General features: G+C 62.6%; 7 protein-coding genes and 1 tRNA gene. 4 read left to right on the forward strand and 4 right to left on the reverse strand.

From position 1 onward, the window contains the following. Positions 1-23: 23 nt before the first annotated feature. Positions 24-4712: a YadA-like family protein gene (locus JFU58_RS25005; protein WP_201142648.1), complete on the reverse strand. Its 4689-nt coding sequence runs from the start codon at positions 4710-4712 to the stop codon at positions 24-26. Between the two features lie 672 nt (positions 4713-5384). After that, on the reverse strand, positions 5385-10370 hold the full coding sequence (locus tag JFU58_RS25010; protein ID WP_201142649.1) for a YadA-like family protein: 4986 nt from the start codon (positions 10368-10370) through the stop codon (positions 5385-5387). 469 nt (positions 10371-10839) lie between these two features. Between JFU58_RS25010 and JFU58_RS25015 the strand changes: the two genes are divergently transcribed. The 4 genes from JFU58_RS25015 to JFU58_RS25030 all read left to right on the forward strand — a co-directional run bounded on the left by JFU58_RS25015 (position 10840) and on the right by JFU58_RS25030 (position 15716). Further along, entirely contained in the window at positions 10840-12144 is a 1305-nt protein-coding gene (locus JFU58_RS25015) for an EAL domain-containing protein (protein WP_201142650.1), read from the forward strand. Positions 12145-12303: 159 nt separating this feature from the next. Continuing rightward, on the forward strand, positions 12304-12963 hold the full coding sequence (locus JFU58_RS25020; protein WP_201142651.1) for a response regulator transcription factor: 660 nt from the start codon (positions 12304-12306) through the stop codon (positions 12961-12963). Positions 12964-12965: 2 nt separating this feature from the next. After that, positions 12966-15383: an ATP-binding protein gene (locus tag JFU58_RS25025; RefSeq protein ID WP_201142652.1), complete on the forward strand. Its 2418-nt coding sequence runs from the start codon at positions 12966-12968 to the stop codon at positions 15381-15383. 108 nt (positions 15384-15491) lie between these two features. Beyond that, the gene (locus tag JFU58_RS25030; protein ID WP_063028970.1) at positions 15492-15716 is read left to right on the forward strand and encodes a hypothetical protein; all 225 of its coding nucleotides are present in this window, start codon (positions 15492-15494) and stop codon (positions 15714-15716) included. A gap of 270 nt (positions 15717-15986) precedes the next feature. Here the strand turns inward: JFU58_RS25030 and JFU58_RS25035 are convergent. Both JFU58_RS25035 and pgsA read right to left on the reverse strand, forming a co-directional pair. Further along, positions 15987-16062, reverse strand: a tRNA-Gly gene (locus JFU58_RS25035). 63 nt (positions 16063-16125) lie between these two features. Next, complete coding sequence (pgsA, locus tag JFU58_RS25040) at positions 16126-16686, reverse strand: CDP-diacylglycerol--glycerol-3-phosphate 3-phosphatidyltransferase (protein WP_003208929.1); 561 nt, start codon at positions 16684-16686, stop codon at positions 16126-16128. Positions 16687-16715 lie beyond the last annotated feature (29 nt).

The raw sequence follows: 16715 nt of genomic DNA on the forward strand, positions 1-16715 counted from the left end.
ACCTCTTATGCAAAAAGGATTAACTACCAATGGTAACCAAGTCCCACGGTAAGCCCGAAATCACCCTGTGCAGTACCCGCCCCGGTTGCACTGTAGGTCCATTTCCCACCCCTGGAACGCGCCGTCAACCCAACGGCCAGAGCGGGCTGGCCCTCGTACAAAGCGGTTGCCACCGCCACCATCGACTTGCCCGGCGAGGAAGCCACCGGCAACCCGGAAGTGGCCATCACCGTCGCAATACCGGCATACACGTCCTGCCGCAGGCTGCCGATACGACGGTCGGCATAGGCATTGGCCTCACTTAGCGAGCGAACGGCGGCCTGGTTTGAAAGCCGCTTCGCCTGCCGGAAGTTGACCGCATCCGTGCCTCGCGCAGCCTCGGCAACATGGCTGATTTGACGCTCGGTGCCGTGGGCGCCTACAGACACACTGTTGGCCCGACCGGTTCGGGAACCCTCCCCCAACGCCACACTGTTCGCCGCATTGGCACTTGCCCGCGAACCCAGCGCAGTGCCCTGTTCACCCTGCGCAGTGGCGCCCGCCCCAATGGCTACACTGCGCTCGCCTCCGGCTTGAGCCTGCGCCCCGAGCGCCACGGATTGACTACCCGAACGGGTGGATGAATTGTCGCCAGCTTCGCTCGCATCCACGGCGATGCCGGAAGACTGCTGGCCTAATTGCTCGGCCTGCCGGTTCACTGCCTCCAGTTGGCGCCCGTTGACGGAATCGAGACTGGTAGAACTGACCTCACCACCCTCAATGCCAGCAAGGCTGCGCGGGCCTTGGCTGCCAGTGACATCGACCCGGGCCCCATCAGCGGCACCGGCCAACTGTATGTCACGACTGAACGGATCCTGGCGGACCAGCCCTACCTCACCACTGTCCATTTGTTTGCGCAGGGTGTCGGTTTGCGCACTGACGGCGCTCGATTGATCGTCGGCAGCCACAACACGGTCTTCGAGTTGACCGAGTGCCTGTCCAATAGTGTCGACCTTGATCGACTGAGCCCCGGCGCCCTTCTTGCCAGGCTGCGTCAGTGTGTAAGGCGAAGGACTCGTTGAACCGTCGGCGTTCACAGTTGCGGCGCCGCCCAATGCGGTAGCCAGCGCTTGGTCATGGGCTCGAGCGGCGTCCTGGATGTGCCCGAGTACGGTTTCGCCTTGGGCAATACCGTACAGCCTTGCAGCTGACTGGTCCGCGACCTGACCGGCGAGCGTCGCGCTGGCGTGCGCTGCATCGGCGCGATCACGCACCATTGCAGCGGCAGTTTGTGTGGCCTCGGCAATGCCCATGGCCGCGTCTGCACCCGTCCTTGCAGTGACAGCGGCGTCTGTCGCACGCACGGCTGCGCCTTGCGTCTGGTCTGCCATGGTTTTCCCAGCCTCGGCGGCACTCCGGGCTGCCGCCGCGACGCGATCAACTTCATCCAGCTGGCCCTTGTTCACCGCATCGGCCGGTGTGCGACCGGAGGCAAGTTGGACGATGCGGGCCGGCTCACTGCCCGAATGATCACGGCTGGCATTGTAGGCCCCGTCGATACCACTCCACTGCAACGTGTCATCGCGCAGGCCTTGTATGTCCTCGCCCACCGTACCAAGCGCCGTGGCGTGGGTACGTACGGCATCGTTGAGCGTGGAAAGACTGCCCGCCACCGCATTCAGCGCATCCCCTGCGTTGTCGTGTTTGATTGCAGGCTGAACACTACCATCGGTCGCGATCACGGGGATGCCATAGGCGGGCGCCGTGGGTTGGCTTTCGGCGTCCACGGTTGAGCCGCCACCCAGCAGCCGGGTGATGGCCTCACGGCCAAGGCCTGAAGCCGTCTTTAGCGCGGCATCAAGGCGCTCTACCACGGTCTGTCCGGAGTCGAGGCCGGCAAGCTGAACGGCCGCCACATCGGCGGCGGACCGGGCAGCGTTGGCGGTGCCCTGGGCATTATCGACCGCTCGCGCGGCTTCTGACGCAGCGCCCGATGCCATGCCTGCCGTAACTTGTGCGGCAGCGGCACGCTGGCTTGTCTCAGTTGCGGTGCCTTGTGCCTGATCGGCGTCCGACTGCGCCGCGGCGGCGACACTCATTGCATCGATGCCGGCGCTGTTTGCTTGCTGCGCCGAGGCCTGAGCCGTGTCCGCCTTACGCCGCGCGGTGTTTGCCGTCTCCAGGGCCGCATTGGCGCTGCCTTGGGCGGCCAGGGCCTTCTCATTGACCGCCAAGGTGGTCAGCATCGCATGGTCCGCCGCACCCTGCGCCGTCTGCGCAGCCGCCTTAGCGGTGGATGCCGCGGCCAACGCAGCGTCAGCCTTGGCTTGGGTGTCCAGCACGGCTTGTTGTACGCCGGACGCCGCAGCGGAGGCGGTGCCGGCAGTGCCTTGGGCAGCCTGAGCGGAAGCTTGTGCGCCGGTGGCGAGGTTCAGCGCTTGATTGGCGGTAATGCTGGCAGCGCTGGCAGCCTTCCGTGCTGTCGATGCCGCACCGAGTGCTGTGTCGGCACTGTCGCGCGCTGCCATGGCGGTATTGTTCGCACTGATGGCAGAGCCCTGCGCAGCGCCGGCGGTGTGCTGCGCGGCATCCGCAGACCGCTGCGCCTGCAAGGCCGAGGACAACGCAACGTCAGCGATGCCTTGAGCTCCATCGCTGATAACCGCAGCGTTTTCCAGAGCGCCCAATGCGCTGTCTGCGAAGCGCTGGGCGACATCAGCCAGACCTTGGGCAGAAGCCGCGGTGCTGTGAGCTTTTGTTGCGGTGCCCTGGGCATTCTGCGCATTGGTTTGCGCAGTGGCGGCCGCAGCACCCGCCGAGTCAGCTGTTTGCCGGGCGGTGGCGGCCGTTGTCTGGGCGTCGGTTGCCGCGCCAAGCGCGGCATTGGCTGCAACCTGTGCCGAACCGGCGGCGCTGAGTGCACCAGCAGCCGCGTCCTGGGCTCTGTCAGCCATGCTTTTGGCGACCTCACCGGCGCCCTGGGCCGTCGACGCAGCCCCCGTGGCCTGATCGGCAATTCCACGAGCGGTAGCCGCCGCAACCTGTACGGCGTTCGCTGCGCTCATGGTCTGGCCGGCAGTGGCTTGCGCAGCATCCGCGGCAACTTCGGCGCCGTTGCCAGCAAGCAAGGCCGCATCCGCAGCACGCTGTGCAACATCGGCCACCCCCTGTGCACGTGAAGCTGCAGTGGCAGCCTGGTCCGTCCGGTCTTGTGCATCCGCAGCAGCGGCCTGCGCCGAAGTGACTGCACCCGAAGCAGCATCAGCCGAGCCCAGGGCAGCTGTTGCGGCAGTCGTGGCCTCGTCCACGATATCGACCACTTCCTTCACGCGGGTTTGTGCGGCGCTGGCCAGAGCCTGCGCCGTCGTTGCGCTGCTTTGTGCTTGCGTGGCGGCGCCCTGGGCGGTCTGGGCCGACTGCTGAGCACTGGTGGCAACAACGCCGGCACGCTCCGCTGCTACTTGCGCGTTGGCGGCAGTCGCGCCGGCCTTGCTGGCGGCGCTTGCCGCCGCACCGGCGCTGCCCTGGGCCAGATTGGCGGCGGCGAGTGCGCCAGCTGCCTCCTGGGAGGCATTGTTGGCCCGTGCCAACGATGAGTCGGCGGCATCCTTTACCGCCAACGACACCTGACGAGCCTTGTCCACGGCAGCACTGGCGGTGTCGACCGCTTGTTGAGCACGCATCGCGCTGCTTTCAACAGCGTCCAACTGACCTTTGTTGACGGCGTCGGTTGCCGCTACGCCGGCAGCCATATTGATTATCGACGCGGGCACACCGGCGTCCCTGTCGGCATCATACGCACCGGTCTGTGGGTTCCAGTAGAACCTCTTGGTCGCCCTCAACACTTGGGCTTTTTCCGAGATATCCATGACGGAATCGAACACTTCCCCCATGCGCCCATCAGTGACTTTGTGCGCCTCGTCCAAAGCCGCCAGCGCCCCCAACAGCGTGGTGGGCGGCGGTGCTCCCTGGTCGATGCTGGTCAGCACAAGCGGTGCCGGCACTACCCGGTTGCCCTGGGCCAACGGGCCGGACCCCAAGGCCTGAGCCACCGACTCAGCGGCCGTGGTCTCACGTGTGCCGAGACGGCGGATCGCCTCATATCCCGAGAACAACTGGGCACCATTAATGGCATTTGTACTCGTGGCGTTCACCGCCCCTGGAGCTACAAAAATCCATTGGCGCAATCGCGCCGCACTGCCGCCGCTGACCGTGCCGACCGCGCTGTTGCGGTCGAAAGAGTAGACGCGTCCATTGAGGGTCACGGGCGCAACTTCGCGCAGATCGTCAGTGGCCGAAAAGCTGCCGAGCGCGACACTCGCCCTCTGAGGGGCCTGGGCGCTGTAACCAAGTGCCAGGCTTTCCAAGTTGGATGCGCTCGCGTTCCTGCCGATCGCTACCGAGTTGTCCCCTCGTGATACTGCGAATCGCCCGCCGGCGAACGAACCCGCACCGCCCGCCTGTGCGCTCGCGCCGAGTGTAGTGGCATACTCACCTGAAGCAGTGGATGCCGAACCGAATGCAGTACTGAACGTATTGGAGGCCGTAGCGGTATTCCCGAACGACAGCGCATAGGGGTTCCGGGCCCTGGCGGTAAGACCCAAGGCCATGGTCCAGGCGGCCGTGCTCTGGGCACCGCGGCCGAAGGCAAAGCCGTTATCAGTCACAAACGGGGCGCCAACCTCGATGCCGGAATGGCCAATCGCGATGCTGCCGTCGACACCTCCCAACATCAGCCGCCCACTGTTGATATACAGCTCCCCGCCCAAGGAAAGCGAGGTTGCCCCAACACCCGGCGTTCCTGACGGCCGATAGAACATCACGCTCTCGGTTTGGCCACCTTTGGCGTCCGAGTCGCACCGTCCCGACTGACCATCCTTGAAATTCAAGCTTTCGTTCAAATAGGCTCTGTCGGCCCCGGTGCCTGCAATATAAGTATTTTGGGGGTCATTGAGACTGACGCATTCGCCGCTGTCATTCGCATTGATGTGTACACCATTGCCTGCACGGGCATCAGACACGCCCAGCAGCGCCGAAACCCCGGTAAGGGTCAGCAGGCCGAGAATCGGCCAACCGCGTGATGTGACCGCAAACTCGGGGCAGTAGAAGCCGCGAATGAGGGAGCGAAGTGGGTTGAGAGGAACAGCATGCAGACAAGCGACCTGCGAATCGAAACGCAATGTGACTTTCACGATGACTTACCTGAGACATTGACGGATGCGTCGAACCGAAACAAGGCACCACGGCAATCCGATGGCTGAGACGGGTTCCACGAGTGGTAGCCGCTGCGACAGCGGGCAATGATTACTGAGGGTTATTGTGGACAGTGAGGCCGGAGAGGAATATCGGACTGCTCCTAAATCGGCAGGCCGAGGGCCAGCCCCTCGACCTGCCGATATCAGGCCCTACCATTCGTAACCCACGCCAACCGCCAGCCCGACACTTCCCTGGGCACTGCCCGAACCATTGGCCTTGTACGCCCAACGGCCATCTTCGGTGCGCCCCGAGAGGCCAACGGCCAAGGCTGATTGCCCCTCATAGACCGACGTCCCCATGGCCACCATGCTCCTGCCCGGTGTCGAAGCCACAGGCAAGGCTGCCATGGCCATGGCCGACGCGATGCCGGCATAGGCGTCCTGGCGCACCGCGCTGATCTGGCTGTCGGTATAGGCGTTGGCTTGCCGTAGCGTGCGGTCAGCGGCCTGGTTGGAGATCTGCGTGGCCTGGCCGAGATTGACGACATCCGTCGCCTCGCTGGCTGCCCCTACGTTAGTGATTTGCCGCTCGGCGCCCGGCGCGCCCACTGAGACGGTATTCGCCCGCGGGGCCTGGGAGCCGGCGCCAAGCGCGACGCTGCCTGGCGCATCGGCCTTGGCACCAGCCCCCAGTGCAGTGCTGCGAGGCGCCTGGGCCACTGCACCGGCCCCCGTGGCAACACTGCGTTCGCCACCGGCCTGGGCGCTGGCCCCTGCCGCCACGGACTTGCTGCCCGGCGCCACCGTCGCCTTGTCACCGCCTTGAGTGTCTACCGCGATGCCGGAGGCTTGCTGTGCCAACTGCTTGACCTGCCGGTTGACGGCATCGAGTTGTCGACCATTGACGGCATCGGTGCTGTCGGCACCCAAGGCGCCGTCCTTCACACCCGTCAGAATCCGAGGTCCCTGGGTACCACTGAGATCGACACGAACGCCGTCAGTGTCCCGCGCCACCTGGATGTCCCGGTTGAGGGCGTCCTGTCGAACCAGGCCGGCCTGACCGTTGTTCACCTGCTCGCGCAAACTGCCCATGCTCGCTGTGGCCTTGTCGGCCTTGGCGTTGACTGCATTCAGCGACACGTCGAGTGTTTTGATCGCTTGCCCGACGTTGCCAGCCCGGACCTGGCCAGCGGGGCCCCCCTCAGAGTCGATCCGGGTCACAGCGTAGGCCGGTGCTTTCACGGAACCATCCGCGTTGACAGCAGCGCCACCGCCCAGCGCATCAGCCAATGCCTGTCGACCTGCGTGGTTCGCTGACTGTATGCGATCAAGTACGGTTTCACCCTCCTCCAGCCCCTGCAATTGCGCTGCGGCGCGCTCCGCCACCTGGCCAACCTGACTGGCGAACGTGTGAGCAGCGTTTGCAGCCTCATGTGCGTCGGCAGCAGTGCTGCCAGCGGTATCGGCAGCATGTTGCGCGGCATCAGCAGCGGTCTGGGCGAAAGTAGCAGCAACCACCGCGCCATCCGCTGTCCCATGGGCCTTCACCGCTGCCGCCCGGGCTGCGTCAGCGGCGCTGCCGGCCTGCGATGCGGTGGTCGCGACGGTATCGAGCTGCCCTTTGTTGACGGCATCGCTTGGTGCAACACCGGCCGCCAGGTTACCGATGCGTGCCGGCTCATTGCGATCCGCGCCACGACCCGCGGTATAAGCGCCGCTGGCCTCGTCCCACACAACGCTATCGTCACGCAGGGCCCGGACGCCCTCACCCAAGGCGCCGAGTGCTGCGCCCTGGCGGTTCACGGCGGCGTTGACCGTGCCGACATTGTGGTCCAAAGCCGTCAGGGCAGCGCCCACGTTGTCATGGAGTTGAGGAGCGGGCTGGACGCTGCCATCGGCATTGATCTGACTGATGGCATAGGCCGGCGCCGTCGGCTGGCCATCGCTACCCACGGTGGAACCTCCTCCCAGAGCCTTGGCAACGAACTCACTGGCTACACCTGCGGCGCTTCGGATAGCCGCGTCAATGCGCTGGACGACCGTCTGGCCGTCGTCCAGGCCCTTGAGCTGGCCGGTGGCGATATCGGCGGTGGCCTTGGCCGCATCAGCGGTGTGTTGGGCGGCGACCGCCCCTTTCTGGGCATTGCTTGCGGCGTCCAAAGCGTTGTCGGCGCTGGCCTGTGACGTTGTCGCGGCCTGCAGCGCATCGTTTGCCGAGCGACCGGCGGCGTCCGCCGTGCTCTGGGCCTTGTCCGCCACATTGCGTGCGGACGCGGCCGAAGCCAGGGCGGTATCGGCGGAGCTCTGCGCGGTTTCAGCGGTTTTCTGCGCGCCGGAAGCCGAGCTCAATGCCGTGTCTGCCGTGCCTTGGGCAGCATCTGCGGCGTGCTGTGCCCGGGCCGCCGAAGCCAATGCGCCGTCAGCGGTACCCTGGGCGTTACCGGCCGCGCTTTGCGCGCTGGCTGCGGCGGTCAGCGCTGCATCGGCCGTGCCTTGGGCCGTCTCGACCGCCTGGTGCGCCGTGGAGACCGTGTTCAGTGCCTGGTCTGCGGTGGATTTGGCGGCGTCGGCCGTGCGCTGTGCCGTGGAGGCAGCACCAAGGGCGGTGTCCGCCGTGCCTTGCGCGGCATTTGCGGCCTGTTGTGCACCGGCCGCCGAACTGCCGGCGGCATCCGCGCGATCCTGAGCCGATTGAGCGGCAGTCTGCGCCCCTGTCGCCGTTGCCAATGCCGAATCCGCCGCGCTTTGGGCCGCGTTGGCGGATTGCCCGGCACCCTCGGAGGCGCTGAGCGCCTGATTGGCTATAAGCTGCGCGGCATCGGCGCTTTTCTGCACCACGGCGGCCTTGTCCAGCGCCGTGTTCGCAGTGCCTTGGGCCACGTCGGCAGTCTTGTGGGAGCTGGCGGCTGCAGCCAAGGCGGCATCGGCGGAGCCCTGGGCGGCCGTAGCGGTTTCGCCGGCCCGAACAGCCGTGCCCAACGCCGTATCGGCAGAGCCCTGCGCAGCATTCGCGGCTTGTTGGGCGCTGGAGGCCGTGGTCAGCGCGGTATCGGCAGTGCCTTGGGCCGTCGCGGCGCTTTTTTGCGCTTCAGACGCCGAACTCAGTGCTGTGGTGGCTGCCCCTTGTGCGGCTTCGGCCGTCTTCTGGGCAGTGGCTGCCGAGCCCAGGGCCGTGTTGGCGACACCCTGTGCGGTTTCGGCCGTCTGTTGTGCAGTCGCAACGGCCCCTTGCGCCCGTTCGGCGGTTCCCCGGGCGGATTCGGCAGTTTTCTGGGCGTCAGCCGCGGAGTCCAGCGCGGTACTGGCCGTCCCTTGCGCCACACCTGCGCTCTTTTCGGCGCTGTCGGCCTTGGCCAAAGCGGCATCGGCAGCAGCTCGCACACCGTCTGCCGCCTTACGGGCATCATCGGCACCGGCCAACGCCGAGCTCGCCTTGCCTTCTGCAGCCTCTGCAGTTCGCTGCGCCGTCGTTGCGGAATTCGCCGCCACGTCCGCAGCCTCCTGTGCAGCCTGTGCCAGTTGCTGCGCGCCGCTTGCCGACCCCAGTGCCGAGCTGGCGGTGCCTTGGGCGGCATCAGCTGTCGCCTGCGCGGTTGATGCCACCCCCATCGCGGCAGTGGCGGAACCTTGCGCGGCTTCTGCAGCTTTCTGTGCGGTTTCGGCCGAGCTGGAGGCGTCCTTGGCGGTGCTCTGCGCATTATCTGCCGTTGCCCGTGCTCCCGCCGCCGTTTGCAGGGCAGCGTCGGCACCCTCTTGCGCCGCGCTTGCCGTTTTGCGGGCATCGTCAGCGGTGGCCATCGCTGCGTTGGCACCGGACAGCGCGCTGGCAGCAAGGCTGTTCGCGTTATTGGCCGTACTTTCCACGGCGTCCAACTGGCCCTTGTTCACCGCGTCGGTAGCAGCCACACCTGCGGCTACATTGGCAATCCGGCTCTCAGGGTGGGCGCCTTCGCTGGCCGTGTAGGCCTGCTGGTCCTCGCTCCAACGCAGGTATTTCTCAGCCATCGCCAAACGAACTTGCCCTGCCGTTGCGTTGGCCAGTTGATCAACATCATTCAAGGCTTCCTGCGTACCTTTATGGGCCTGATCCAAGGCCTTGATCGCCCCCACCACCGATGTGGGCTGTTCCACGCCAGTACCCAGGCTGGTCAGGGAAAAGGCCGGCAGCACCACCTTGCCGTCCTTGACCGCAGTACCCTCACCGAGGGCATCCGCCACCGACTGAGTGGCCACCAACTCCCGATCCCCGAGCTTCTGGATCGCATCGTAGGCAACGAATAACTGGGCGCCATTGACGCCATCGGTGCTGTTGTTGCTTACCGCCCCGGGGGCCATGTTGATCAGTTGGCGAGTCTGGCTGGCATTACCCAGGCTGACTACGCCCATGGCCGACGTACTATCGACACTGTAGGCAGTGCCATTGATCGTCACCGGCGCAACCGCCTTCAGGTTTTGCGTCGTTGAGCCACTGCCCAGTGCAACGCCGTAGTTGTGTTGCGCGCTGGCCTTGTTGCCCAAGGCAACCCCTTCATTACTGCTGGCCGTCACGCTGGCCTCAGAGCCCACCGCAACGCTGTGGGTGCCGTCCGCCCTGGCGTCGCGACTCGCGGCAAAAGCCCCGCCGCCACTGGCCGATGCACCGGCGCCCACAGCCGTGGCCCGCTCTCCCGCCGCCGTCGTATTTGCGCCGATAGCCGTGGCGTACTGATTCGAGGCCTGGGCGTTATAGCCAAATGCGTGGGCATAGTCAGCCAGGGACTTGGCCTGGAACCCCGCCGCCATGCCCCAGCGGCCGAGGCCTTGGGCCCCATGACCAATGGCAGCCCCGTCGGCGCTGGCTTGAGTACTCTCGTTACCAATCGCCATATTGCCGCCGGGCTGCCCGAGGATCACCCGGCCGCTGTTGACGAACAGTTCGCCGCCCAGGGTCAGAGAGGTCGCCCCTACGCCAGAAACGCCCCCTGGACGGTAAAACAATACCGAATCGGTCTGCGAACCTTTAGTCGCGGAATTGCACTTGCCCGAGGCCTGATCCTTGAAGATCAGGTTTTGCGCAAGATACGTCGCGGCATTGCCATCGTTGTTCTGCGGGTCATTCAAACTTACGCACTGGCCGTCCGCATTCGCGTTGATGTGCACACCATTGCCGGCATGGGCAGTTGCACTCAGCAATGCCGTTATGCCGGTCAGGGTCATCACCCCCCATATCGCCCAATCCAGTTGACGGTGTCGGGACTGACAAGCATCAGGCGCATGGCAATAACGCATGCGAACCCCGTGGCGAATTGGATTAAGCGGGGCTGATCGCAGGAACGCAAACGGCAAGACTGAACGCGACGTGACTTTCACAATAACTCACCCTGTAGCACACACACATCGTCAGGTATGAGGCCTCACGAAGTGGCATTGAAGCGCAGAGCAACAGCTGTCGGCGACAGCGTGCGTGCACTCGTTCTGTAATGCCCGCACATGCTGCGAGCCGCCATGAATCGGGGTGAATTCTGTAGAGCGCTCGCCAAATCCGATATCGGACTGCTCTTAAATTTCGGATCAGCACAAGCCGGGCCCCAGACAGGGTCCAGCCGCGATTTAGTCCCAGTCTTATATTTCTCTCACATCGCCTTTGCTCAAATGTGACCTCACCACAACCACCGAGCATCAGCTGATGGCAGCCCACGTCATCGTTCCCTCCGAGCACGCCCTGCAAAGCCTGGTCATCCTGGCCAGTGACGAGCAGTACGCCCACCGCGTAGCCACGCAGCTCAACGGGAGCCCCCTTTTTCATATCGAACACATCGATTCGTTGAGCGAGTTGATGACCCGCTTGCGCAAGCAATCTGTCGACATCATCGTCGCGCAGATTCATGCCGACCATGTCGACAGCTTGATGTTGCCGTGCTGTGTCAGCGACCTGAATGCTTCCGGGCTGCTACACAGCATTCCGCATATCGTCTGGACCGCACAGCCACAATCCGAGCATGCGCTGCCCCCCGGCGTACTGACCGCAGGCCTTGAGCAGGGCTGGACGCACACTCTCAATGGCGTCTCGACGGCAGCCCTGGCTTCCCATGCACGCCTGGCCAGGGCTTCAGGTATCCGGGTAGAGATCGCGGTGGAGCAACAACCCGAGCAACTCCTGGCAGTGATCAGTCAATTGGCGCATACCGCCCATCCGGCACCGCGCAGTCCACATGAGGAAAAACTGGAGCAACTGCTCAATGACGATGAGGTGGTGGCGGCCCTCGCCACCGGCGAAGGATTAAGAGTGGTCTACCAGCCCCAATATGACCTGGCGACACGAGAGATTGTCGGCGCGGAAGCCCTGATCCGCTGGCACCATCCACGGCATGGGGATGTGCCACCCTCGGTCCTGATCCCGATGATCAACCAGCTCGGGCTGGATCTGTTGTTGTTCAGCTTTATCGAGAAGACTGTGATCGACACCCTGGGCAAGTTGAAGCGTGCAGGCATTGATATTCCCATCGCTATCAACGCTTCGGCACGCACGCTCTGCGCCCATGGCCTGGCCACGAGACTTGCGCAAAAGATGCATCGGGCGGGGTTGCCTTGCAAACGCCTCAAGATCGAGCTGACCGAAGACTTGGCGCCCGACAGCGAGCTGGCCCTTTCAGCCTCGATCACTGCTTTGCGCGCCAAAGGCTTTCCGGTGTCCCTGGACGACTTCGGTGCCGGCGCCGCGACGTTGTCCCTGCTGTCACGCATGCCATTCGACGAGATGAAGATTGACGGAGCCCTGGTGCGTGCGGTGGGCCAGTTTGCCCACTCTTCAGAAATCATCTCGGGGATCGTCGGCCTGGCGCAGTTGTTCAATATCAACTTGATCACCGAAGGGATTGAAGATACCGAAAGCATCGAGTTGCTGAGCAGGCTGGGCTGCAACACCGGGCAGGGTTTTGCTCTGGCCCGGCCCATGGAGAGCGATGTATTCCTGAGCATGATCACCGCCTAGGGATGCGCTTACGTCCATTATTCCTGCAAACATCGCCTCGCGTGTGCTGAAACAATCACGGCGTGGTTAAACGGTATCTTCACCCCTGCTGGAGCCGAATTGAGAGATGGTCTTTAATCAATTAGTTATCCGGCTACTTTCGAGTGTCCATTGGCATCCATGAAAACCATACGCATAGCGATCCTTGATGATCATGCAGTGGTACGCCACGGCCTTGTCAGCCACCTCGCCGAAGAGTCATCCATCGAGATTGTTGGCGTCTATGAAACCAGTCGCGAACTGATACGCGGCATGGCGACGATGCCCGCCAACGTCTTGCTGCTGGACTTTGCTCTGGGACGGGATGAACTCGACGGCGTCTCCCTGATTCGCGCCTTGCGAAGCCGCTTCCCTGACTGTCGTATTCTGGTGCTATCAAGCCATCATGAGTCGGCTACCGTTTCGCTTGCCTTGCGTGTAGGAGCGCGCGGTTTTGTAGGCAAAGATGAGGGACTGGGAAGCCTGGTGAAGGCGATTCGTACCGTTGCTTCGGGCGCCATTTACCTGAGTGCCGATATGTCTTACCAGGTGGCCGACGCAGCCAGGCCCGGCGAGTTGACGCAAACGCCTATCAGCGACAACGCCTTGCAGCGAGCGGCATTGTCGGCACGTGAGCAGGAAGTGATCCGCTGCTATCTGGAAGGCATGACCGTGACGGAGATCGCCGAGAAGTTCAATCGCAGTATCAAGACCATCAGTACGCAAAAGGCCACGGCTTTTCGCAAACTTGGGGTCACCTCCAATAACGGTTTGTTCAAGATCATGAAAACCCTGGACTAGACATGATGACCAGGAACCGCGTTCGTTGGGGCACCAGCCTGTGCCTGTTAATGGCCGCAACATGGGCTAACGCCGGCGCGCGGCCTCCCGGACCTGATTTAAGCGTCGAGGAAAGAGTCTGGATCGAACATCATCCGGTATTGCGTGTCGCCGTAGTGGGCAGTCTTTCTCCAATCGAATACGTGGAGAACGGCCGCCTCAAGGGGCTGTCAGCTGAATACTTGCAGCTGATTGCCCACAAGACCGGCATGAAGATCGACTACGTTTCCGCTCACTCGATCCAGGATCGCATAGAGCTGCTGATGACCGGTAAGGCAGACCTTATCTCCACTGTCAGGCTTAATGGGCCCGGAGGTAAAAATCCTCGGCTGCTGCTGACTTCAGCCTATTTGAATACCACCACGGTCATCATCACCCGCACCGGGCGCCCGCCTCTTTTCGAGGCCGAACAGCTGGACCGGTTGACCGTGACCCTGCCCTACTTCGACCGCTACAGTGATTTTCTCGCGACGAAGGCACCTGGGGCGAAACTGATCATCGGCGGCAGCGCCATGGCGATGCTGCAGCAAGTTGCCGAAGGAACCGCTGACGCTGCGGTTGCCACCGAAGCCTATCTGCTGCCGTTCCTCTATCGACAGTTCCAGGGCCAGCTGCAGATATCCGGGGTGCTCACCGGTATGGCATCGCAAATTGGCATGGGTACTCGAAAAAACGAGCCTTTACTGCACTCAATCATCCAGAAGACGCTGGACTCGGTCACCCCTGACGAAGTTCGCGTCCTGCACGCTAACTGGCTGCGCGAACATGCCACCCAGGAACTGCCGCTCAGGGAAGTCGTATCCCACTACCCTCACGAGATCGCGTTAATTGTCCTGGTGGTAGTGCTATTGCTCATCACGATTTACCAAACCCAGCGCATGCGTCAGCGCGCCGAGCGCAACGAACGGGAAAAGGCGATGTTCCTGGCCGTAATGAGCCATGAAATCCGCTCGCCGATGAACGCGGTGGTGGCTGCCGTCGAACTGCTGCGCAACACGCCACTGGACAAGCAGCAACAGCACTTTGCCGACTTGGCCAACCACGGCGCTCAGTCGTTATTGAGGCTGCTCAATGACGTACTGGATATTTCCAAGCTTGATGCCGGACAGGTCAGACTCGACTACGAGCCGGTGAACATCTACACCCTGGTGCATAACGTCGTTGACCTGCATCGCTTGCGGGCCCAGGAGAAACATCTATCGATCAGCACCGATGGCGAATCCCACCTGCCGCTGTTGATGCTCGACAGCACCCGCATTGGGCAAGTGCTGCACAACCTGCTATCCAATGCGATCAAGTTCACCGAAATCGGTGGCGTGGAAGTTGCCTATGTGATCAGTGACCTGCCTTCATCGCGCAACAAGCAGCTGCGCTTGACCGTCACCGATACCGGTATCGGTCTGAGCCCGGAAAGCCAGGCTCGCCTGTTCCAGCCTTACAGCCAGGCAGCACAATCCTATAAGCGCTCCGGTGGCACAGGCCTGGGGCTGGTCATCTGTCGCGACTTACTCAAACTCATGGGCGGCACCCTCACGCTGGACAGTTCGCTGGGCAACGGAACGCGCGTTGAATTGTCGTTGACCGCGGAGTTGGCGCCGCCCGATTCGACGGAGGCTGAAACCGTACTCCCCGCTACAAGCTGGTCAGCGGCATCCTCACCAAAGGCCTTGCGCGTTCTGGTAGTGGAGGACACCGTCGCCAACCAGGCCGTATTGCGGGCACAGATCGAAGGCTTCGGCTGCACCGCGGTGATCGCCAGAGATGGTGCCCAGGCCGTGGACTGCTTTGAACAAGGCACCTACGACCTGATCTTGATGGACTGCGACTTGCCAGACCAGGACGGCTATTCGCTGACCCGTCTGTTCCGCATGATCGAACAGGATGCCGCACAAACGCGTTGCCCCATCATTGCGATATCCGCCTCTACAGGCAACGGGCACGTCACACGCTGTTTTGATGCGGGCATGGATGGCATCCTCAGTAAGCCGATCGGCCTCGGAAAATTACAGGATGCCATCGAGTTATGGTGCGGCGTAACGCTGACGTTACTGCCACAACCCTTCGCCCACCGGTACACGGTGGACCACCAACAGATCCGTGAAGCGTTGGAGCGGGATCTACAGGCGCTGCTTGAAGGTATGGTGCTACAGAGACTGGAGCCTGCCCTGCACGCCACCCACCGTCTTCACGGTGCTGCACGCAGCATCGAGTGGACAGCGGTGGCCCGTGAATCGGGGCAGTTGGAGGTCCTGCTCAGAGCGGCCACGCCGTGGAGCGACCCAAGCTACCTCACGACCTTGCAGGCGCTGATTCACGAGTTCCGCACCACTACGTTCAGTCACCCTGTTTCCGAGTATCCCGCTCCTCCTCCGCTGGATTGAGATTCGTGCCTGTGATTTCAGAGCAGTCTGATTGGATCCCCCGCTCTCGCGCCTGAAAATCGGCCGTGTCATCTGACGACAAACTCAACCGCACCCAAGGTTTGACTGATGGATCCTTTGCACGAGATTCAAAGACGGCAACTCAGGCTGATCGAGTCAGCGTCCATCAACGAAGCCTGCGCGATTGACTTGCTGAGCCTGTTGCGCAGATTGACAGCGGCCGAAGCCAATAATGTCCTGAATATGATCACGCTGCTGCAAAGCGAGGCGGAATTCCTGCGCAGGCTTTCGAAAGAAATGGCCATCCGGGATTACGGGATGCTCGCTGGTTAGCGTGATCACACGTGGCCTGAGTGTCGCCACCCCGTCAAAAGCCAAACAACTCACTCCCCACGAGCGCTTTTAGCTCCTGGATCCTGATCACGTACGACGAGGGCAGTTGTGAGCTGTCATTCAAGCCGTCCTGCCGGCCTCAGTCACCATAAGTGACAAGTCCCTGGATTTCGGTAGTTTTCCGTAGAAAAGAAAAAGACGCCGAAGCGTCTATTGCATAAATCACAGGCAAAAAAAAGCCACTCGTTAGAGTGGCTTCTTCTTTGTGTTTGGAGCGGGAAACGAGACTCGAACTCGCGACCCCGACCTTGGCAAGGTCGTGCTCTACCAACTGAGCTATTCCCGCGTCTTGGTGATGCGCATTCTATAGAATCCTCATCACCCGTCAACCCCTTGATTCAAAAAAGTTTTATTTCTTTTCAACCTCGGTGCGCAGATGCGGCCAGGCGGCGCGCAAATATTGCAGCATGGACCACAAGGTCAGCCCCGCGGCGATCAGCAGCAAGGCGTAGCCCAGCAATACCCAGAAGGAGAAATCCGACGGGTTGGCCAGCAGGATCACCAGGGCAAGCATCTGCGCCGCGGTTTTCCATTTGCCCATGTTGGACACGGCCACGTGGGCACGGGCGCCGATTTCGGCCATCCATTCCCGCAGGGCCGAGACGACGATCTCGCGACCGATGATCACGGCCGCCGGCAAGGTCAGCCAGAGGTTGCCATGTTCCTGCACCAGCAGCACCAGGGCGACCGCTACCATCAGTTTGTCGGCCACCGGGTCCAGGAACGCGCCAAACGGCGTGCTCTGCTCCAGGCGGCGGGCCAGGTAGCCGTCCAGCCAGTCGGTGGCAGCCGCGAAGGCGAAGACCGAACTGGATGCCATGTAACTCCATTCGTACGGCAGGTAAAACAGCAAAATGAAAATCGGAATGAGCAGGACGCGTAGTACGGTGATCAGATTAGGGATATTCATCGGCACAACTGGCTACGAGGTGAGAAGGC

The sequence above is a fragment of the Pseudomonas sp. TH34 genome (assembly GCF_016650865.1).
Taxonomy (GTDB): Bacteria; Pseudomonadota; Gammaproteobacteria; order Pseudomonadales; family Pseudomonadaceae; genus Aquipseudomonas; species Aquipseudomonas yamanorum.